General features: G+C 67.3%; 15 protein-coding genes. 2 read left to right on the top strand and 13 right to left on the bottom strand.

Features of this window, described 5'->3' with window-relative positions; translation table 11 throughout:
• Positions 1-24: 24 nt before the first annotated feature.
• Positions 25-936 carry an NADP-dependent oxidoreductase gene (locus JVX90_RS18060; protein WP_205330043.1) on the bottom strand — a complete coding sequence of 304 codons (912 nt, stop codon included), beginning with the start codon at positions 934-936 and terminating at the stop codon, positions 25-27.
• Positions 937-973: 37 nt separating this feature from the next.
• On the opposite strand from JVX90_RS18060, the gene JVX90_RS18055 reads away from it, so the two are divergent.
• Positions 974-2275 carry a TrpB-like pyridoxal phosphate-dependent enzyme gene (locus tag JVX90_RS18055; protein WP_205330042.1) on the top strand — a complete coding sequence of 434 codons (1302 nt, stop codon included), beginning with the start codon at positions 974-976 and terminating at the stop codon, positions 2273-2275.
• 21 nt (positions 2276-2296) lie between these two features.
• Here JVX90_RS18055 and JVX90_RS18050 read toward each other — a convergent pair whose 3' ends face one another.
• Positions 2297-3184 carry a type IV toxin-antitoxin system AbiEi family antitoxin domain-containing protein gene (locus JVX90_RS18050; RefSeq protein ID WP_205330041.1) on the bottom strand — a complete coding sequence of 296 codons (888 nt, stop codon included), beginning with the start codon at positions 3182-3184 and terminating at the stop codon, positions 2297-2299.
• Between the two features lie 106 nt (positions 3185-3290).
• Here JVX90_RS18050 and argG point away from each other — a divergent pair, with 106 nt between their 5' ends.
• Positions 3291-4706 (top strand): argininosuccinate synthase, encoded by a 1416-nt coding sequence (gene argG / locus JVX90_RS18045; RefSeq protein ID WP_205330040.1) that lies wholly within the window; start codon positions 3291-3293, stop codon positions 4704-4706.
• 79 nt (positions 4707-4785) lie between these two features.
• On the opposite strand, the gene JVX90_RS18040 is transcribed toward argG, so the two are convergent.
• The 11 genes from JVX90_RS18040 to JVX90_RS17990 form a co-directional block, all read right to left on the bottom strand.
• The gene (locus JVX90_RS18040) at positions 4786-5355 is read right to left on the bottom strand and encodes a GNAT family N-acetyltransferase (RefSeq protein ID WP_205330039.1); all 570 of its coding nucleotides are present in this window, start codon (positions 5353-5355) and stop codon (positions 4786-4788) included.
• 12 nt (positions 5356-5367) lie between these two features.
• Positions 5368-5943, bottom strand: coding sequence for a TerD family protein (locus JVX90_RS18035; protein WP_205330038.1), 576 nt, complete (start codon positions 5941-5943; stop codon positions 5368-5370).
• 115 nt (positions 5944-6058) lie between these two features.
• A complete protein-coding gene (locus JVX90_RS18030) occupies positions 6059-6616 on the bottom strand; it encodes a permease (RefSeq protein WP_205330037.1) in 558 nt (185 codons plus the stop codon).
• Positions 6617-6699: 83 nt separating this feature from the next.
• Complete coding sequence (locus JVX90_RS18025) at positions 6700-8013, bottom strand: TerD family protein (RefSeq protein ID WP_205330036.1); 1314 nt, start codon at positions 8011-8013, stop codon at positions 6700-6702.
• Positions 8014-8024: 11 nt separating this feature from the next.
• A complete protein-coding gene (locus JVX90_RS18020) occupies positions 8025-8894 on the bottom strand; it encodes an HAD family hydrolase (protein WP_205330035.1) in 870 nt (289 codons plus the stop codon).
• Positions 8891-11287, bottom strand: coding sequence for a phosphoribosyltransferase (locus JVX90_RS18015; RefSeq protein ID WP_205330034.1), 2397 nt, complete (start codon positions 11285-11287; stop codon positions 8891-8893). The genes JVX90_RS18020 and JVX90_RS18015 overlap by 4 nt, the downstream gene beginning before the upstream one ends.
• On the bottom strand, positions 11284-12519 hold the full coding sequence (locus JVX90_RS18010) for an HpcH/HpaI aldolase/citrate lyase family protein (RefSeq protein ID WP_240193951.1): 1236 nt from the start codon (positions 12517-12519) through the stop codon (positions 11284-11286). Before JVX90_RS18010 ends, JVX90_RS18015 begins: the two co-directional genes overlap by 4 nt.
• A 31-nt stretch (positions 12520-12550) precedes the next feature.
• Positions 12551-13738 (bottom strand): hypothetical protein, encoded by a 1188-nt coding sequence (locus JVX90_RS18005; protein ID WP_205330033.1) that lies wholly within the window; start codon positions 13736-13738, stop codon positions 12551-12553.
• A gap of 88 nt (positions 13739-13826) precedes the next feature.
• Positions 13827-14918 (bottom strand): DUF475 domain-containing protein, encoded by a 1092-nt coding sequence (locus tag JVX90_RS18000; RefSeq protein WP_205330032.1) that lies wholly within the window; start codon positions 14916-14918, stop codon positions 13827-13829.
• 128 nt (positions 14919-15046) lie between these two features.
• Entirely contained in the window at positions 15047-15622 is a 576-nt protein-coding gene (locus tag JVX90_RS17995; RefSeq protein ID WP_205330031.1) for a TerD family protein, read from the bottom strand.
• 327 nt (positions 15623-15949) lie between these two features.
• The gene (locus JVX90_RS17990; RefSeq protein WP_240193950.1) at positions 15950-17119 is read right to left on the bottom strand and encodes a cation:proton antiporter; all 1170 of its coding nucleotides are present in this window, start codon (positions 17117-17119) and stop codon (positions 15950-15952) included.
• Between the last annotated feature and the right edge of the window lie 131 nt (positions 17120-17250).

Raw genomic sequence — 17250 nt, 5'->3', positions numbered from 1 at the left:
GTGACGGAAAGTCGGCGGCGTCGATCAGATGGTGAGGACGACCTTGCCGCCTGCGGCCCCGGACGCGACGAGCTCCAGGGCCTCGAGCGCCCGGGTGAGCGGGAAGGTCTGCGCAACAGGCACTTCCAGTTCGCCTGCCGCGAGCATGGTGATGAGCTCCGGGCGCACGGCGTCGCGGAACGCCGTGCTCTCCGGGTCCATGCCAGCCACGGCGACGAAGCCGTACTGCTCGGCTGCCGACTTGTTCGCGGCGGTGATGGTGCGCGACCTGTCGGATACAAGGGTCAACGACGCAGTGGTCGCCTCGTCGGTGCCCGCGAGGTCGAGGGCCGCGTCGAAGGTCCATCCGCGGAGCCGGTCAACGAGCCCCGGACCATAGGCGACGGGCATCCCGCCGAACCTGCGCACCGTGTCGAGTCTCGAGGGGCTCGCCGTCCCGATCACGCGGATGCCACGACGCGCGGCGAGTTGCAGAAGAGTCGCGCCGACTGCGCCCGACGCTCCGTGCACGAGAATCGTGTCACCGTCCGACGCTCCGCTGCGGTGCAGCATGTCGGCGGCCGTTGTTCCGGCGAGGAGCAGTCCGGCCGCGCTGACATCGTCCGCAGAGTCGGGCAGGGCGAAGGCCTTCTCGGCTGGAAACGTCAGCTCCGTCGCATAGCCGCCGCGCACGCGGAAGGCGACCACCCGGTCACCAGGCGCGAAGCGGTCGGCGGCAGCGGATCCGACATCGGTGACCACTCCCGCGATCTCGTAGCCGACCGGCACCGGGTACGCCGTCGCGCGTCGGGTGTGCTTGAGATCGGCCGGGTTGACCCCCGCCGCCCTGACCTCGACTCGCACCTCGTCCGGGCCCGGCATCGCGGCCTCGACCTGCACGAACTCGAAATCGGCGAGCCCATCGGGACCGCTGCACTGCCATCGTCGACCCGTCATGTGCTCCGAGGGTAGACCGCCCGTTATTGTGACGTGCATGACAAGCAATGTTGACGCCACGAACCCCGATCTCGTGACCGTGGACGTCCCCACTCACTGGTACAACCTGGCTGCCGAGCTCGACGAGCCGATCCCGCCGCATCTGCATCCCGGAACCAAGGAACCGGTGGGCCCCGAGGACCTCGCCGCGCTGTTCCCGGCAGGTCTCATCGCACAGGAGGTCTCGACCGAGGCGTACATCGAGATCCCCGAACCGGTCCGAGAGATCTACAAGATGTGGCGTCCCTCGCCGCTGTTCCGCGCACGCAAGTTCGAAGAGGCGCTGAACACCAAGGCGCGCATCTACGTGAAGTACGAGGGCGTCAGCCCCGTCGGCAGCCACAAGACGAACTCCGCTGTCGCGCAGGCGTACTACAACAGCGTCGACGGTGTGAAGAAGCTGACGACCGAGACCGGTGCGGGCCAGTGGGGCAGTGCGCTCTCGTTCGCCGGCGCGCAGTTCGGCATCGACGTCGAGGTGTGGCAGGTCCGGGCGTCGTACGACTCCAAGCCGTACCGCGGACACCTCATCCGCACCTACGGAGGAACGCTGCACCCGAGCCCGTCCGACCTCACCGAAGCAGGCCGCGCGATGCTCGAGAAGGACCCGAACACCACCGGCAGCCTCGGCATGGCGGTGTCGGAGGCCGTCGAGGTCGCCGCCAAGAACGACGACACCCGGTACGCCCTCGGCAGCGTGCTGAACCACGTCGTCCTGCATCAGAGCGTGATCGGTCAAGAGGCCGTCGACCAGCTGTACGCCGTGGAGCCCGGTGGCGCGGATGTCGTGTTCGGTTGTGCCGGTGGCGGTTCGAACCTCGCCGGACTGTCGTTCCCGTTCCTGCGGGAGAAGATCCATGGCCGTTCGAACCCGCGCATCGTCGCCGCCGAACCGTCGGCGTGCCCGTCGATCACGCAGGGTGAGTACCGCTACGACCACGGCGACGTCGCAGGCCTCACCCCGCTGTTGAAGATGCACACCCTCGGCATGGACTTCGTTCCGGACCCAATCCACGCAGGTGGACTCCGCTACCACGGCATGGCGCCCGCTCTGAGTCACACGGTGGAGCTCGGTCTGGTCGAGGGCACCGCGATCGATCAGCACGATGCATTCAGCGCCGGTGTGCAGTTCGCACGGGCCCAGGGCATCGTCCCAGCGCCGGAGTCGACGCACGCGATCGCCGCCTGCGCGGCCCACGTCGCCAACAGCGACAAGGAGGAAGTCGTCGTGATCGGCCTCTCCGGCCACGGCCAGCTCGACCTCCCCGCCTACGCGGACTTCATCAACGGCGGTTTCTGACCAACTACCGCTGAGATCGCATCAGAAATCGGGCCACGGGGGCATATTGCCCTCGTGGCCCGATGAGCGAAGCGATCTCAGCACCATCGCCTGGTCGCGGGCGCTCCTGGCGCGGTGACGGTCGGCCCGAGTGATTGCGCGGATGTCGGCAAGGGTGCCGGGCCAGTCGTACAGGATGTCGTCGTACGTGAGCCGCATCGTCAGCCATCCATCGAGCAGGGCGCGGCGGTCGCGATGATGATCGCGCTCGTAGTCCTCGCGACTCGAGTGGTGAAGCACTGAGTCGCATTCAAGAATCAGCTTCCCGATCCGAAGGTCGGACCAGTCGATGCCCGCTATCCGCGGTTGGACGACAACTGAGAAGTGTGCGGCGCGGAGCCGAACCCGCGTGATGCTCTCCGTCCCGGATTGTGCGCGCGGATCGGTGCGGTAGGCGAGATCGCGAACTGTCGGCCCGACTGCTCCCATCTGAGCGAGTAGATCCCCGACCGTTTCACCGGTCGAGTTCAGATGCGAGTCGCACACGGCAACCCATTCGTCGACCTCGAGGCAGTGGGCTGCGTACTTGAGAGCGATGGGGATGGAGTCGACCGCGTCGACGGTTGAGCGGAGCGGCCCCTGGAAGGGTCGGCATGCGGCGTTCTTGCCGGTCATCTTGGGACTGCGTCGCAGGTGCAGTGCGGTGTGTCCGGGCGGCACCCACAGTCCGTGGAACTGCAGCGCCGACACGCAGCCGAGGACGCCGCCGTCTTGCACTGCGGTCGCCGCACGGAGATCATGGGCGCCGAGGGCGAACCATCCGGGCCGCAGTCGGGTGAGTGTGCCGGTCTCGACCATCCTGCGGATGTCGGTGTCCGCCAGCCCCTCGGCATGCAGTTGCGCGCGAGTTCGTATCCCAGCATCTCTCATACAAGGTCAGACGCACAGACGCACGGAGCAGTTCCGCGACGCGCGGGCGCGGGCCGCAATCCGACCGGATTCGGTAGGACGCGGAACCACTGTTTAAGCTGGACGTATGTCGAAAGTGCTGAGTTCTCTGCCCAAGGGCGAGCGTGTCGGAATCGCCTTCTCGGGTGGCCTTGACACCTCCGTCGCCGTCGCATGGATGCGTGAGAAGGGCGCGATCCCTTGCACGTACACCGCTGACCTCGGTCAGGCCGACGAGCCGGACATCGGCTCGGTGCCCGGTCGTGCAGGCCAGTACGGCGCGGAGATCTCACGCCTGGTCGACTGCCGTTCGGCGCTCGTCGAAGAAGGCCTGGTCGCGCTGCAGTGCGGGGCCTTCCACATCCGAAGCTCCGGCAAGACGTACTTCAACACCACGCCGCTCGGCCGTGTCGTGACCGGCATGCTGCTGGTCCGCGCCATGAAGGAGGACGGCGTCGACATCTGGGGCGACGGCTCCACCTACAAGGGCAACGACATCGAGCGGTTCTACCGCTACGGCCTGATGGCGAACCCGAACCTGCGGATCTACAAGCCGTGGCTCGACACCCAGTTCGTCGAAGAGCTCGGCGGTCGCCACGAGATGAGCCAGTGGCTCGTCGAGCGCAAGCTGCCGTACCGCGACTCGCAGGAGAAGGCGTACTCGACAGACGCCAACATCTGGGGTGCCACACATGAGGCCAAGACCCTCGAGCACCTCGACCACGGCCTCGACGTGGTGGAGCCGATCATGGGCGTCGCCGCATGGCGTGACGACGTCGAGGTCGCGACCGAAGACGTCACGATCCGCTTCGAGCAAGGTCGTCCGGTCGCCATCAACGGCGAAGTGTTCGACGACGCCGTCGCACTCGTCTTGAAGGCCAACGAGATCGGCGGCCGTCACGGCCTCGGCGTCTCGGACCAGATCGAGAACCGCATCATCGAAGCCAAGTCGCGTGGCATCTACGAGGCGCCGGGCATGGCGCTGCTGCACATCGGCTACGAGCGTCTCGTGAACGCCATCCACAATGAAGACACCGTCGCGAACTACCACAACGAGGGCCGTCGCCTCGGTCGCCTCATGTACGAGGGCCGGTGGATGGATTCGCAGGCACTCATGCTGCGCGAGGCACTCGTCCGCTGGGTCGGTTCCGCGATCACCGGTGAAGTGACCGTCCGTCTCCGCCGCGGCGACGACTACCATTTCCTGAACACGCAGGGCCCCGCGCTCTCGTACCACCCGGACAAGCTGTCGATGGAGCGTGTCGGCGACGCCGCGTTCGGCCCGGCCGACCGCATCGGTCAGCTGACGATGCGCAACCTCGACATCGCCGACTCGCGTTCGCGCCTCGAGCAGTATGCGACCCTCGGCATCGTCGGTGGCGCGACCGCGGATCTCGTAGGTGAACTGTCGGAGGGCGGCGCGCAGGCCATCGCGGGCGGCACCCCGGAAGACGCGGCCTCGGAGTCGCTCGACCGCGCCGCCATCGATTTCGGCGTCGACTAGACACCAGCACTCGAAAAGCCCGGGCGATCCACGCGGATCGCCCGGGCTTTTTGATGTGTGCGCGGTGTTGCTCCGCAGGTCACAGGGTACGGCGCATGATCACGCGGGGGAATCCTCCGGACAACGACGACGTCGGTCCGGCGTAGGCGAAACCGGCGCGCTCGAACATGGCCCGCGATCCGACGAACGCCATGGTCAGGTCGATGCGGTCGGCACCGTTGTCGGACGGGTAACCCTCGAGGACGGGGGCGCCGTTGGTGCGGGCGAAGTCGATCGCGCCGTCGAGCAGGGACGCAGTGATGCCCTTGCCTCGATGGCCGGGGCGCACACGCAGGCACCAGACCGACCAGACCGGCAGGTCGTCGAGGTGAGGGATCTTGGTGGATCGTGCGAACGACGTCTCGGAGCGCGGAGCGACTCCCGCCCAGCCGACGACGTCGTCGCCGTCGTAGGCGAGGACACCCGGCGCGATGGTCGACTCGCACAGCGAACGGACGTACTCGCCGCGCGCCGGCCCGACGAGGGCGCGGTTCTGTTTCGCGGGGAGTCGGTGACTCAGGCAGAAGCAGACACTCGCGTCGGGTCTCTTGGGGCCGACCATCGTCCGCACGTCCTCAAACGAATGGGCAGCGCGGACGATGATCGGCATCGGAGGTGTACCTCAGATGTTGACGCCGAAGTCGCGGGCGATTCCCGCGAGTCCGCTTGCGTAACCCTGACCGATCGCGCGGAACTTCCACTCGCCGTTGTAGCGGTACAGTTCGCCGAAGCTCATCGCCGTCTCCGACGACGCGTCCTCGGTGAGGTCGTAGCGGGCGATCTCGGCGCCGTTTGCGCGGTTCACGACGCGGATGAACGCGTTGCGGACCTGGCCGAACGACTGCCCGCGAGCGGTTGCGTCGTGGATCGACACCGGGAAGACGATGCTGGCGATCTCCGGCGGCACAGCGGCGAGGTCGACGTTGATCGACTCGTCGTCGCCGTCGCCCTCGCCGGTCAAGTTGTCGCCGGTGTGCTCGATCGAACCGTCAGGCGAACGGAGGTTGTTGTAGAAGACGAAATGCTGATCGGACGGGACCTTGCCGTTGGCGCCGAGCGCCAATGCGCTGCCGTCGAGGTCGAAGTCGACACCGGAGGTGGTCCGGACGTCCCAACCGAGGCCGATCGTCACCGCGGTGAGGCCCGGGGCCTCCTTGGCGAGGGAGACGTTTCCGCCCTTGGCGAGGCTCACGCTCATGAGATGTTCCTTTCGTTCGATCTACCGATTAGGTGTTTAGCCGACACCACTTCACCATGCGGGGCTGACGGAAATCTGAGAGTTCGTGCGGCGCGAAGCGCAGACCTGCGCATCGTCAGGCGGCGACTTCCGCCTTGGCCTTCGCGCGCCGCTTCCCGAGCAGATAGAAGTCGACGGCGAGGCCGATGACAATGCCGATGATCAGCCCGATAAGCGTCGCGCCGCGGAAGCCCATACCGTCGTAGTCGAGGGCGAGACGTCCGGATTCCGCGCCGCTCCCGTTGCCGATGACGACGCTGAGAGTCAGCAGGTTGGGGACGGTCGATGCCAGAGCGAGAACCAACAGCGTCCACGACACGATGTTCCGGTAGCGGCCGATCGTCACATACGCGAAGTACAGCAGGATCAGTGTCACCGCGGAGCCGAGCAGCCCGTATCCGAGACCGTAGAGCGAACCGCGGGTGAAGCTCCCGCCGACGTCGGCAGCGATCTCACGACCCCACCACTGAGGAAGGAAGCGCTGCAATATCAGGTACCCCACGACCAACAGCACGACGATGCTCACACCGATGATCGCCTTGGTGCGTCCGGAGATCTCGGGCAGCTTCGATGTGAGTCCGCCCAGGCGTGAGTGAGGGGTCTGCGGTGCGGTTTCGGGAAGCTCGTCGGTCATGCGACAACTCTTCCACAAATGCGCGAGTTCGGCTTCCCTCCGCCAGTTGTGACCACATACGTGACACAACTGGCGGACGGAGCTCAGGCGAGGTAGGGCATCACGTGGGGGATCGCCTTGTTGGCGGTCTTGGCGTTGAAGCCCTCGCCGACGGCGCGGAGCTGCCATTCGCCGTTGATCCGCGACACGACGGCCATGCACACGCCAGTGAACGGCATGCCGCCTGCAAGCGTGTAGCGCGCGAGCTCGGCGTTGGTCGTCTGGTCGATGAGTCGGCAGTACGCGTTCTGGACCTCGGCGAAGGTCTGCCCCCGGTAGGAGGTGACGATGAAGGCCAGACGGTCCACGTGCGGCGGGATCGCCGACAGATCGACGGAGATCACCTCGTCGTCGCCCGCGCCCTCGCCAGTCAGGTTGTCGCCGGAGTGGACGATCGACTGGTTCTTCGACCGCAGGTTGCCGAAGTACACACTTTCGACGCAGTTGCCCTGCGAGAACAGCAGGACCGACGCGTCGAGGTCGATGTCGCCACCGCCTCCGCCGCCACCGAAGAAGCCGCGCTTCCCGGTCTGCACCGGATCCCAACCGAGGCCCATCCACACTTGGGTGAGCGGAACTCCGCCGTCCTTCTTCAGCGACACCTTCTGACCCTTGACCAGCGAGACGGGCCGGTCCTTCGAGAGGCTGATCGGCGCCTGCTCCTGCGGCGGTGCAGGCGGCTGAGCGGGCGCGCCGTACTGAGGCTGGGCGGGCGCGCCGTACGCCGGGGCCGGAGGTGTGTAGTTCTGCTGCGGCGAGGGCGGCGCGTAACTCGGCGGTGCGGGCGGCGGCGTGTAGCTCTGCTGGGGCGGCGGGCTGTAGGCCGGCGGTGCCTGCGCGACGGGCGGCGCGGGGGGAGCGGCTTGAGCCGGGGCGTCGTCGACCGCGACGCCGTGGTCGCGGACCAGGTCGGCGAAACCGCCCGCGTAACCCTGACCGACCGCGCGCACCTTCCACTGCCCGTTGCGCTGGTACACCTCGGCTGCGATGACAACCGACTCGGCCGTCAGACCGTCGACGACGTAGTCGAACAGCGGGGTCCCCGCGGCGTCGAACACCCGGGTGACCGGCGGTGCGAACTGCCCGAAGCTGCGGGTGGTGTCGTCCAACGTGATGACCGCGCGGATCGCGGTGATGTCCGACGGGATGGCCGCCGTCGAGATGTGCAGGCGCCCGTCACGAAGCTGAACGCCGGGTCCTGCAGGCTGGTTGAAGAACACGAAGTCGGCGTCGCTGCGGACCTTGCCGGCCTCGGTGACAAGGAGAGCCGACAGATCGGCGGCCGCAGCCACTTCGACGGACACGACGACGTCCCCGGTCGGGAGCGCCGCATTCTGGCCCTTGGTGAGTGAAGACATCGGATTACCTCTTACTTCTCGGCGAGAGCCGGTCGGAGCGGATGGGGCGATGACGCTGGTTGATGCGCGTGGTCAGCGAACCAGTCGAGGATCTCCTCGCCCGCCTTGATACCGGCCGAGGGAGTCACGGTGAGGCCGGGCCGGGTCCATCCGGAGTCGTGGAGCTCGCCGTGGGCGGGCCGGATGGCATGGTCGGCGTAGCGGAGCAGATCGGCGTCCAACTGACCGTCGCCCGCCGCCAGCAGCGGCGCGTCCGGGGTGAGGACACCGTCGTCGACGAGGCTGCGGCGGATCTCGGCCACGGCGGCGGACTTGGTCACGCCATCGGGCATCGCGTAGATCTTGCGGCCCTGCTGTGACACCGACCAACCCCGGGGAGTGCACCACGCCCGCCAGTCGTCGACGAAGTCGGAGGGCTGCCGGTCCAGGTCGACCACGAGGTACGCGAACAGCTCGTCGGCGATGCGCGTCGACGACACCCACGACTCGTCGATCCTCGTCTCGAGGTCGGCGTGCAGTTCCGAGACGGGCACCGACGTCGTCGCGATTCTCGCCTCCAAAGCAGTACGCCACGCGGCGTCGTCCTCGCCGTCGCGAATGATCCGACCGCCGTTGCTCACCACGGCGTACGCGAACGGACCTCCCGGCAGGGTGATGCGTTCGAACTGCTCACGTGTGCGAGTGGTGGTCGGAACCACCGGCGTCGACGCCGCGAGCGCGGCCAGCTTCCCCACCGCGCCGGAGGTCATGAACGACAACGGCGCGTCGTTGTAGATCTCGACGCAGACGGGCTCCTCGGGAGCGCTCGAAGAGCTGGGGGCGGACGCAGCACGGGAGAAGACCATCGTGCGGTCGAGGTCGGTGGCGATGAGGGCGTTCACACGGACTCCTTGATCAGCCCGACGCAGGAGTACGCGAGGTCGGGCACCACGTCGACGGGCACCCCGCGCTCGGCGGCGAGCAGACGGATGTGCTCGTGATCGGGAAGGTCGGCGTCGCGCACCAGAATCCGCCACGGAACACGGCGCAGGAGTACTCGAGTGGTCTCGCCGATCCCGGGCTTCACGAAGTTGATCGACGACAGTCCGTATCGCCGCTGCATCTCCTCGACGGACGCCCAGCCGTCCCAGGTCGGCGTCCGGTCGGCGTCGCGCAGGGCCGCGGCGTCGGCGCGCGCCTGATCGAGGACGGTGTCGAACTCGGCGGTGACGGCGTCGAGGAAGCGGTTCGACACGTCGTGCGGCACCAGGTCGCGATAGAACTTGGCGCCGTGGAAATCGCCGGGGCCGATCAGGTCGGCGTTGAGCACGGTGCGCGAGACGAGCCCGGACACCGTCGAGTTGAGACAGGCCGAGGCGATCAGGAAGTCGTCGCGTGTGCCGTACAGGCGGGTGCACGATCCGGGATCGGCGAGCACTGCGAGTTCGTCGTCGAAGTGCGCGCCCCCACCCTCCTCGTACACCCGCAGGGCCGCGGTGAGTTCTTTCGCGATGGCGCCCTTGCCTGTCCAGCCGTCGACGAACACCACCGAAGCGGGGTCGTGACGTGCGGCGATGTAGTCCAACGCGACGGCATCGATCCCACGATCGCGCACAATCGACACACTGTAGTGCGCGGGCTGAGAGTGCCGGGTCGCCCGAATCCACCGCGCGATCAGCGTCCCGACCGGAGTTCCGGCACGGGCGAGGGAGACCAGCGTCGGGTTCGACGACCGTTCGGCGAGGATCAGTTCGGCGACGGTTCCGACGGCGAGCGCCAGTCGGCGGGCCGACGACGTGAGTGTCGCGTCGAACAACTCGAGGTACGCCTCACCGGGCTGGAACTCGACGGGCAACGACTCCGCATAGTGTGCGACGCCCGCCTGGATTCGGCGCTCCCGCTCGGCTACGTCGCCTTCCAGCGAGAACTCGGACAGGTCCTTGAGCAGCCACGCGACCTCACTCGGCGAATAGGAGCCGAAGTCGGGTGCGCGCAGTGGATCGCCTGCCGGTTCGATGCGCTGTGCGCCTGCGGTTCGTGAGCGGGACAAGCGTGCGGGATCGGTCGCGGGCACGGTCAGCACGACAACACGATGACCGGCGGCCGACAGGACGTCGAGGAGTCCACCGTCCGCGCGCAACGCGGTGGTGTCGGCGGGGTCGTCGATCACCAGCAGGACCGTCGGGACGACGTCCGAGCCGGGTTCGGCGACGTTGTACAGGTAGCGGATGTCCGCGGCTGGACGCTTCGACGAGGAGCCGGGTGGCGTTTCGGGAGCGGGGAAGGAGAAGCCGCGGCGCAGCGGATATCCGTCTTGGTCACGAACGTGAGCCGGTGACCGGGACGTGGTCTGAAAACGCGTGTCGACACCGTACGACCTGAGCCGCTCGGCGATGCACAAGGGGAGGTACATGAGTTCTTCGTGCCCGACGACGGTCACCAGCTCACCCGGGGCGAAGACGTCGGACAGCCCGGCGGTGACGTCGTCGACGGCCCGATGGAACGCAGCGGTGTCGTCGGCGAGGAAGCCGTGGCGGCCGCCGTCCGGGACGGCCGCAGGCCAACCGGCGGCGAAGAACGTGACGTCGCCCCGGTCCTGCGCGGTCTGATTGAGCTGGGGTGCGTCGAGGGCCATCACTCGCTCGGTCATCCCCTCGGGCAAGCGGATCACGCCGTCGGCGACGGAGGTGAAGTCGATGGTCACGCCGAGGCGTGTCGCGGCCGCGTTGCATTCGGCTCGGTGCCCGTCGTCGCGCATGTCGACAAGTGAAGCGACGAGGTAGCGCCGGTGGGGATGCAGACGGTGCAGTGCCTCGATCGCCTCGACGGCGGTGCGTCCGGTACTGATCTCGTCGTCGACGAGCACCACGGGCACCGACGGATCGGTGTTGAGGAAATCGGCGTCGGTCGGCTGCAGCATGTGGGTCGTCGCGTGGGAGTGGCCCTCTTCGAAGGAGCCGTGCACCGTCGCGCCATCGACGGCGCGGCGCGTCGAGTGGAGGTACCGCGCAGCTGTGATGCGCTCGGCGACGCAGTGGCCGAGACCGGTCGCGGTCTCGGCGAATCCGAGAACCGTCGCGGTGGACGCCTCGTCGCCGAGGATCCCGGTGACGGCGTCGCCGAGATCGTTAGCCGCATCGCGCACCCGTGACGGCGGTGTCGGGATGTGCTTTCCCAGCACCGTCGACACCAGCAGGTGCGCGCGTTTCGGATTGCGGCGCAACCCGAGTTCAACGAGGTCGTCGACGCCGGAGACGTGCGCATCGAAGGTGTCGGTCACCCAGGAGGGAGTCATTGGTCAGCAGCCCATTCGGTGAGAAGGTCGACGAAGCTGATGTCGCGGCGGGTGACGCCGAAGACGTGTGCCCGGTTCATCACCCCGAGCGCCCAGTTGCGATGTGGTTTCAGTTCGTTCATCTTGTTGCCGTACGCGGAGGCCTGCGCGCCGCCGCCGTCGCGGTCGAGGATGTCGAGCGCGTCGGAGTACTCCTCGTCGGTGACTGTCGAGAGCGAATGCACGGCGCCCACGTGGACGGGGTGGATCACCGTCTTGCCGGTGATGCCGTTGGCGCGGTCGAGAGCGATCTCCCGGAGCAGGCCGTCAAGGTCCCGGCTCACCAACTGTTGCCGGAAGTAGACGGCGTCGTGCTCGCGGAACGGAGTGTGCCGCAGAGTCGGCGCGAACATCCGTTCGTGATTCGCGAAATACTCCCACACCGGGCCGGTGATCACGAAGCCTGTCCCGTCTCTGCGGCCGAGCATGTTGACGATGCCCGCGACGGCGTCGGCGGCGACGCGGACGTCGTAGATGGTGACGTCGCGGTCGCGGCGGATGCCGAACAGCCCGCAGATGTCGGTGGCGCCGATGCGGACGGCGAGGACTCGTTCGCGGTGGCGATTGAGGACTTCGCGGATGGCGGTCAGTTCGGCGTCGCGAGTCTCGCGGTGCACGATGCGCGGCGTCTCCAGCACGGGCATCACGTAGAGGGGGCGATCCCAGTCGGCGGACACGGCGGCGATGGTGTCGAGTGCCGCGGAACCCGACTCGGCTTCGAACTTCGGGATCACGAAGCCTGCGAGGCAGTGACCGGGTGTGAGGCCCGCGATGACGGTCTCGATGTGAGCGGTGGTCCGGACGCGGACGAACAAGAGGAGACGATCCCAGTCGTCGTCGGCGAACTCGGCGAGGGTCGTGATGGTTCGGTCGACGGCGGTCGCCTCGTCTTCGTCGGCGACGGCGTCTTCGAGGTCGATGACCATCGAGGTGACGCCGGATTCGGCGCGGCGTCGGATCACGGCGGTCAGGTCGTCGCGGGTGGCGGGCACGTAGAGGGTGGCGCCGAGGGCGATCGCCAGGTGGTCGATCGGCGAGTGCAGATCCACCGTCTGCGGGCGGTGCAGGAACAGGCGGTCGAGCTGCTCGTCGGCCAGTTGGGGGAACTGGGTGATGCCCCGGGTCGTGGCGGGTCGAGTGATGCCCCGGGTCGTGGCGGGGTCAACGGAGTCGCTGGTGATGTCGGTGGGCATGGGCGGCTCCTTTCGTTCGGTAGATGTGTCGTCAGGCGCGTGAGACGTGCTCACGCATCCGTCCGATGATGTCGGTGACGCGGGCGTCGACCGCCCGCAGTTCGGAGAGGTAGAACCAGTAGTCGGGGTGAATCCGTTCGAGGACCGCTGCGGCGCGGTCGACTCGGTCGTTCTGGGCGTCGAGCACCGATCCCCACTCACGGACCTGGTGATTGTCGACGGCGAAGTTCTGGGCGTCCCGGATCCGGAAGCGGACACGTGACGCGGCGACTGTCGGATCGGCGCGAACCTCCCGTAGGTCGGACAGTCTGTCGACGACACGGTCGAGTTGTTCGTCCGCGTCCGCCAGGTGGGCCCTGGCCTGTTCGGTGGCTGCTCGTGCCTCGTCCGGTGCGTGGCCTAGGAGGACTCGTGCGCGGTCCAGCCGTTCGTCCGCGTTCTGCAGGTCGTGTCCGACGTCGCGAGGGACGTCGACGAGGTCGATGGAGCATTCGGAACTGAAGTCCCGCAGCAGTTGGGACATCAGCGCGGGCAGGCCGTCGAGCTTCGTCTCGATCGCCTGCCGACGCGTGGCGAGCGACCGCATGGTCTTCTCGGTCTCTGCGGTCAGGCCCGGAGCCCGATCGAGGAGATCGATGACGCGGTGCGCGGCTTCGACGACGAGGTCTGCCGCTCGCTGCCGCTCGGTGAGGCCCGTCGCCGCTTCGAACCTGGTGAGGTCTTGTGCGAGTGCGTCGGCCGCGGTCCGAACAGATGTGAGGTGAGCGTGTTCCACCGGTGCCTGATCGAGCGCGGTGAGCGCCTGGTTGGCTGCCACCCTGGCCTGCTGTTCGGCTTGGGCGGCACCGTTGATCGCGGCTCGCCCGGCCTGCAGACCGGACGCCTGCCACGCCGCGTAGCGGCCGAGCCACTCGGTGGTCTCGACGAACGCCCGGGTGCACTGGTCCACGTTCGCCGGGGTGGCCTCGGGGGAGTCGTCGGCCGAGATCACCAAGTAGCGGGAGATCACCTGGTCGTAGCGGTCCCGCGCGGTGTCCCATTCGGCGGTCGCAATGGAGCCGGGCGCCACCGCCTGCGCGGCTTGAACGGCGCTCGCCATGTCACCCATCGCCCGTTCACAGGCGAAGAAGGCGTCGGTCAGAGCCGCGAGCTGCGCGGGCGTGGCGCGGTTGCTCTGCGGTCGCCTGCCGAACAGGCCCCGGCGCGGATTGGTGGGCACGATTCGATCGTATCCAGTCAGCGGAGGACGGCCCGGTCGGCAGACGTTCGCATGATCGACCCGGTGCTCGTGTCGATCGCCATGAGCGCTACTCCTTCGAGTCGACGAGTGCGGCGTCGCCAGCCGGCTCGTCGGCCTGCTTGCGGCGGCGAACGATGCTGCTGATCATGGCGGCGCCGATCAACGCAACGCCCACCAGGCCGGTGACGACCTCGGGAACCGGTGTGCCGATCGAGTACATGAGGATGAACGCGAGTGCGCCGATCGCCCAGTGAGCGCCGTGCTCGAGGTAGACGTACTCCGACAGGGTGCCCTGGCGGACCAGGTACACGGTCAGCGAGCGAACGAACAGTGCGCCGATGAGGCCGAGGCCGAGGGCGATGATGATCGGGTCCGCGGTGATGGCGAACGCGCCGATCACACCGTCGAAGGAGAAGCTGGCGTCGAGCACCTCGAGGTACAGGAACAGGAAGAAGCCCGCCTTGCCCGTGGCCTTCGCCAGGTCGGACGGACCGGTCGACGGCTCGTCGCCCTCCTCTTCGACGTTGAACAGCTCTCCGAGGCCGTTGACCAGGATGTACGAGATCATGCCGAGAGTTCCGGCAATCATGACGGTCGCACCTTCGCCCTCGTGGGCGATGAATGTCGCGGTGATCACCAGGATGCCCGCGGCGATGACGACGGCCAGCTGATCGAGCTTTCCGATGCGGATCAGCGGCTTCTCCAGCCACGACAACCAGGTGATCTCCTTGTCGTCGAAGATGAAGCCGAGGAACAGCATCAACAGGAACATGCCGCCGAACGACGCGATCTGCGGGTGTGCCGCGGTGATCAGCGATTCGTAGCTGTCGGCGTTCGGGTCGGTCGGCGGATTGAGCGCGAGGTCGAACGCCTGAACCGGGTTGAGCCCGGCGGTGATCCAGACGATGGCCAGCGGGAACAGGATCCGCATGCCGAACACGGCGATGACGATGCCGATCGTGAGGAAGATCTTCTGCCAGAACTCACTCATCCGGCGGAGGACGGTGGCGTTGATGACGGCGTTGTCGAAGGAGAGCGACACTTCGAGGATGCCGAGGATGATCGTGAGCAGGAGGGCTTCGGGCCCGCCGTAGACGAATGCGACGACGAGCGCCGCTATGGAGATCACGAACGATAGTCCGAAGATGCGGAGAATCACGTGGGTGTCGGCCTTTTCTTTCTTGGACGGCGCGACATCAGTGAGGTCGGCGGCTCGTCGTACGTGGCGCGACGCACCGACGAGCTGGTGGCCCGTCGGTGCGTCGTTGCTGTTGCGGCGGTGAGGGGTTAGACGTTGACGCCGAAGTCGCGGGCGATGCCCGCGAGGCCGGAGGCGTAGCCCTGACCGATGGCGCGGAACTTCCAGTCCGCGCCGTTGCGGTACAGCTCACCGAAGACCATGGCGGTCTCGGTCGACGCGTCCTCGGACAGGTCGTAGCGGGCGATCTCCGAGCCGTTGGCGCGGTTGACGACGCGGATGAACGCGTTGCGGACCTGGCCGAACGACTGGCTGCGTGCGTCCGCGTCGTAGATCGAGACGGGGAACACGATGGAGGCGATCTCCGGCGGGACGGCTGCGAGGTCGACGTTGATGACCTCGTCGTCGCCGTCGCCGTCGCCGGTGGTGTTGTCGCCGGTGTGCTCGATCGAGCCGTCGGGCGAGCGGAGGTTGTTGAAGAAGATGAAGTGCTGGTCCGAGACGGCCTTCTTGTCGGCGTTCAGCGCGATGGCGCTGCCGTCGAGGTCGAAGTCGGTGCCGGTGGTGGAACGAACGTCCCAGCCGAGGCCGATGGAGACGGCGGTCAGGCCGGGGGCCTCCTTGGTGAGGGAGACGTTGCCGCCCTTGGTCAAGCTCACACCCATGTGCAGTGCCTTTCGTTCTCGCCGAGCGTCCGCTCGATGGTCGGTGCCTGGCCCGAGGGAGGCCGGGCATGTTCGTCAGCTTATGTGTGTTTTGTGTTCCGGGGGTGGACGGCGTCGATCGTGCGAACGAAGTCCGGCCCGGATGACACCCTGATCGAGCCACGATGTGCCTCACCACACAACGCCGAGACTAGCCTGTATCCCGCAATGCGGCATCAGGGAGATTCCCGATGTCGTCGGGGTCATTCCACACAGGCTGATGCCGCCGCCTCGGTGAAAGTACCCGGACGGCCATGCACAGCCCGGATCGAAACAGGCGTCAGCCTGTCAAACCGAGGCTCGCGGTTTCCGCACAGCGGCGGCGACGATCGGGAACACCAACACGGACAGCACGCCCGCACCGACGAAGACGGCCGCCTCGGTCGAGGTGATCGCGTGGTGTTCAACTCCGATGTCGGTCGCGACGACGATGATCGGCAGTGCGGTGGCACCCATCAGACCGACCGCGGCTCGTTCGCGCCGGGCGGCGCCTGTCGGTGCGGCGAGCATCGACGGAATCCCGCGGACCAGGAGGAGTGCGATGGTGACAACCGGAATCACCGCGAACGCGAGCGGTGCGTCGAGGAGTGCACGGAGATCGAACTTGACTCCTGTGTAGACGAAGAAGATGGGGACGAGGAAGCCGAAGGCCAGTGCATCGACCTTGGCGTCGACGCTGCGGCGGGTCGCCTCGTCGGCGTCGCGCATGAGCAGCCGCCACACGATTCCGGCGGTGAACGCCCCGAGCAGCATGTCTACACCGAGTTGGAGCGCCAGGAACACGAGGACGGCGAGAATTCCGAGCACACATCGGACGGCGAACTGCCCCGATGTGTGCAACGTCGATTCCACGATCCGATGCAGCCGTTGGTGAGTGCGTCGCTGGGCGTGCAGGATAGCGGCGAGTGCGATCACTGCGAACACGACGAGGACGACCGTCGACATACCGGGCGATCGAGTCCCCAGAAACACTGAGATCGCGATGATCGGCCCGAATTCGCCGACGGTTCCGACGGCGCCGACGGCGGAGCCGAACGGGGTTCCGAGATCACCGGCGTCGCGGAGTATGGGCAGCAGCGTGCCCAGAGCCGTCGAGGCGAGACAGATCCCGATGATCAGGGCGCCGATGCCGGGTTCTGCGACGTAACCGATTGCGACGCCGATGCAGATGCTGATCGCCCAGCCCAGCCACGCACGGCGTCCGGTGCGCCCGCGCAGGGACGCGGCGTCGATCTCCGAACCGGCGACGAAGAAGAGCAGCATCACGCCGAACTGCGACAGCTGTGCGAGGAACGACGTCCGGTCCACCCAGCCGAGGGCGTCGGGACCGGCGGCCACGCCCAGCACGAGCTCGAACACGACGATTGGCACCGCTATCCAGCGGGCGGTCGCGCGGCCGGCGAGTGCCGCGGCGATCATCAGGAGCGGGACCACGAGGAGGGAGGCAGGATCGGACATCGCCATCGAATCGTAGTCGGAGGGTTCGCAACGTTGACGTTTCGGGCAGGCTCCGTTGACGGACCTTCCGACCCGGTGCGGGTCCAGCGAGGCCCCAAGTACACCGACAGCCCGGCCCTCCGATGAGGAGG

Source organism: Gordonia sp. PDNC005 (assembly GCF_016919385.1).
Lineage (GTDB): Bacteria > Actinomycetota > Actinomycetes > Mycobacteriales > Mycobacteriaceae > Gordonia.
This window is presented reverse-complemented; position numbering and strand designations above follow the sequence as displayed.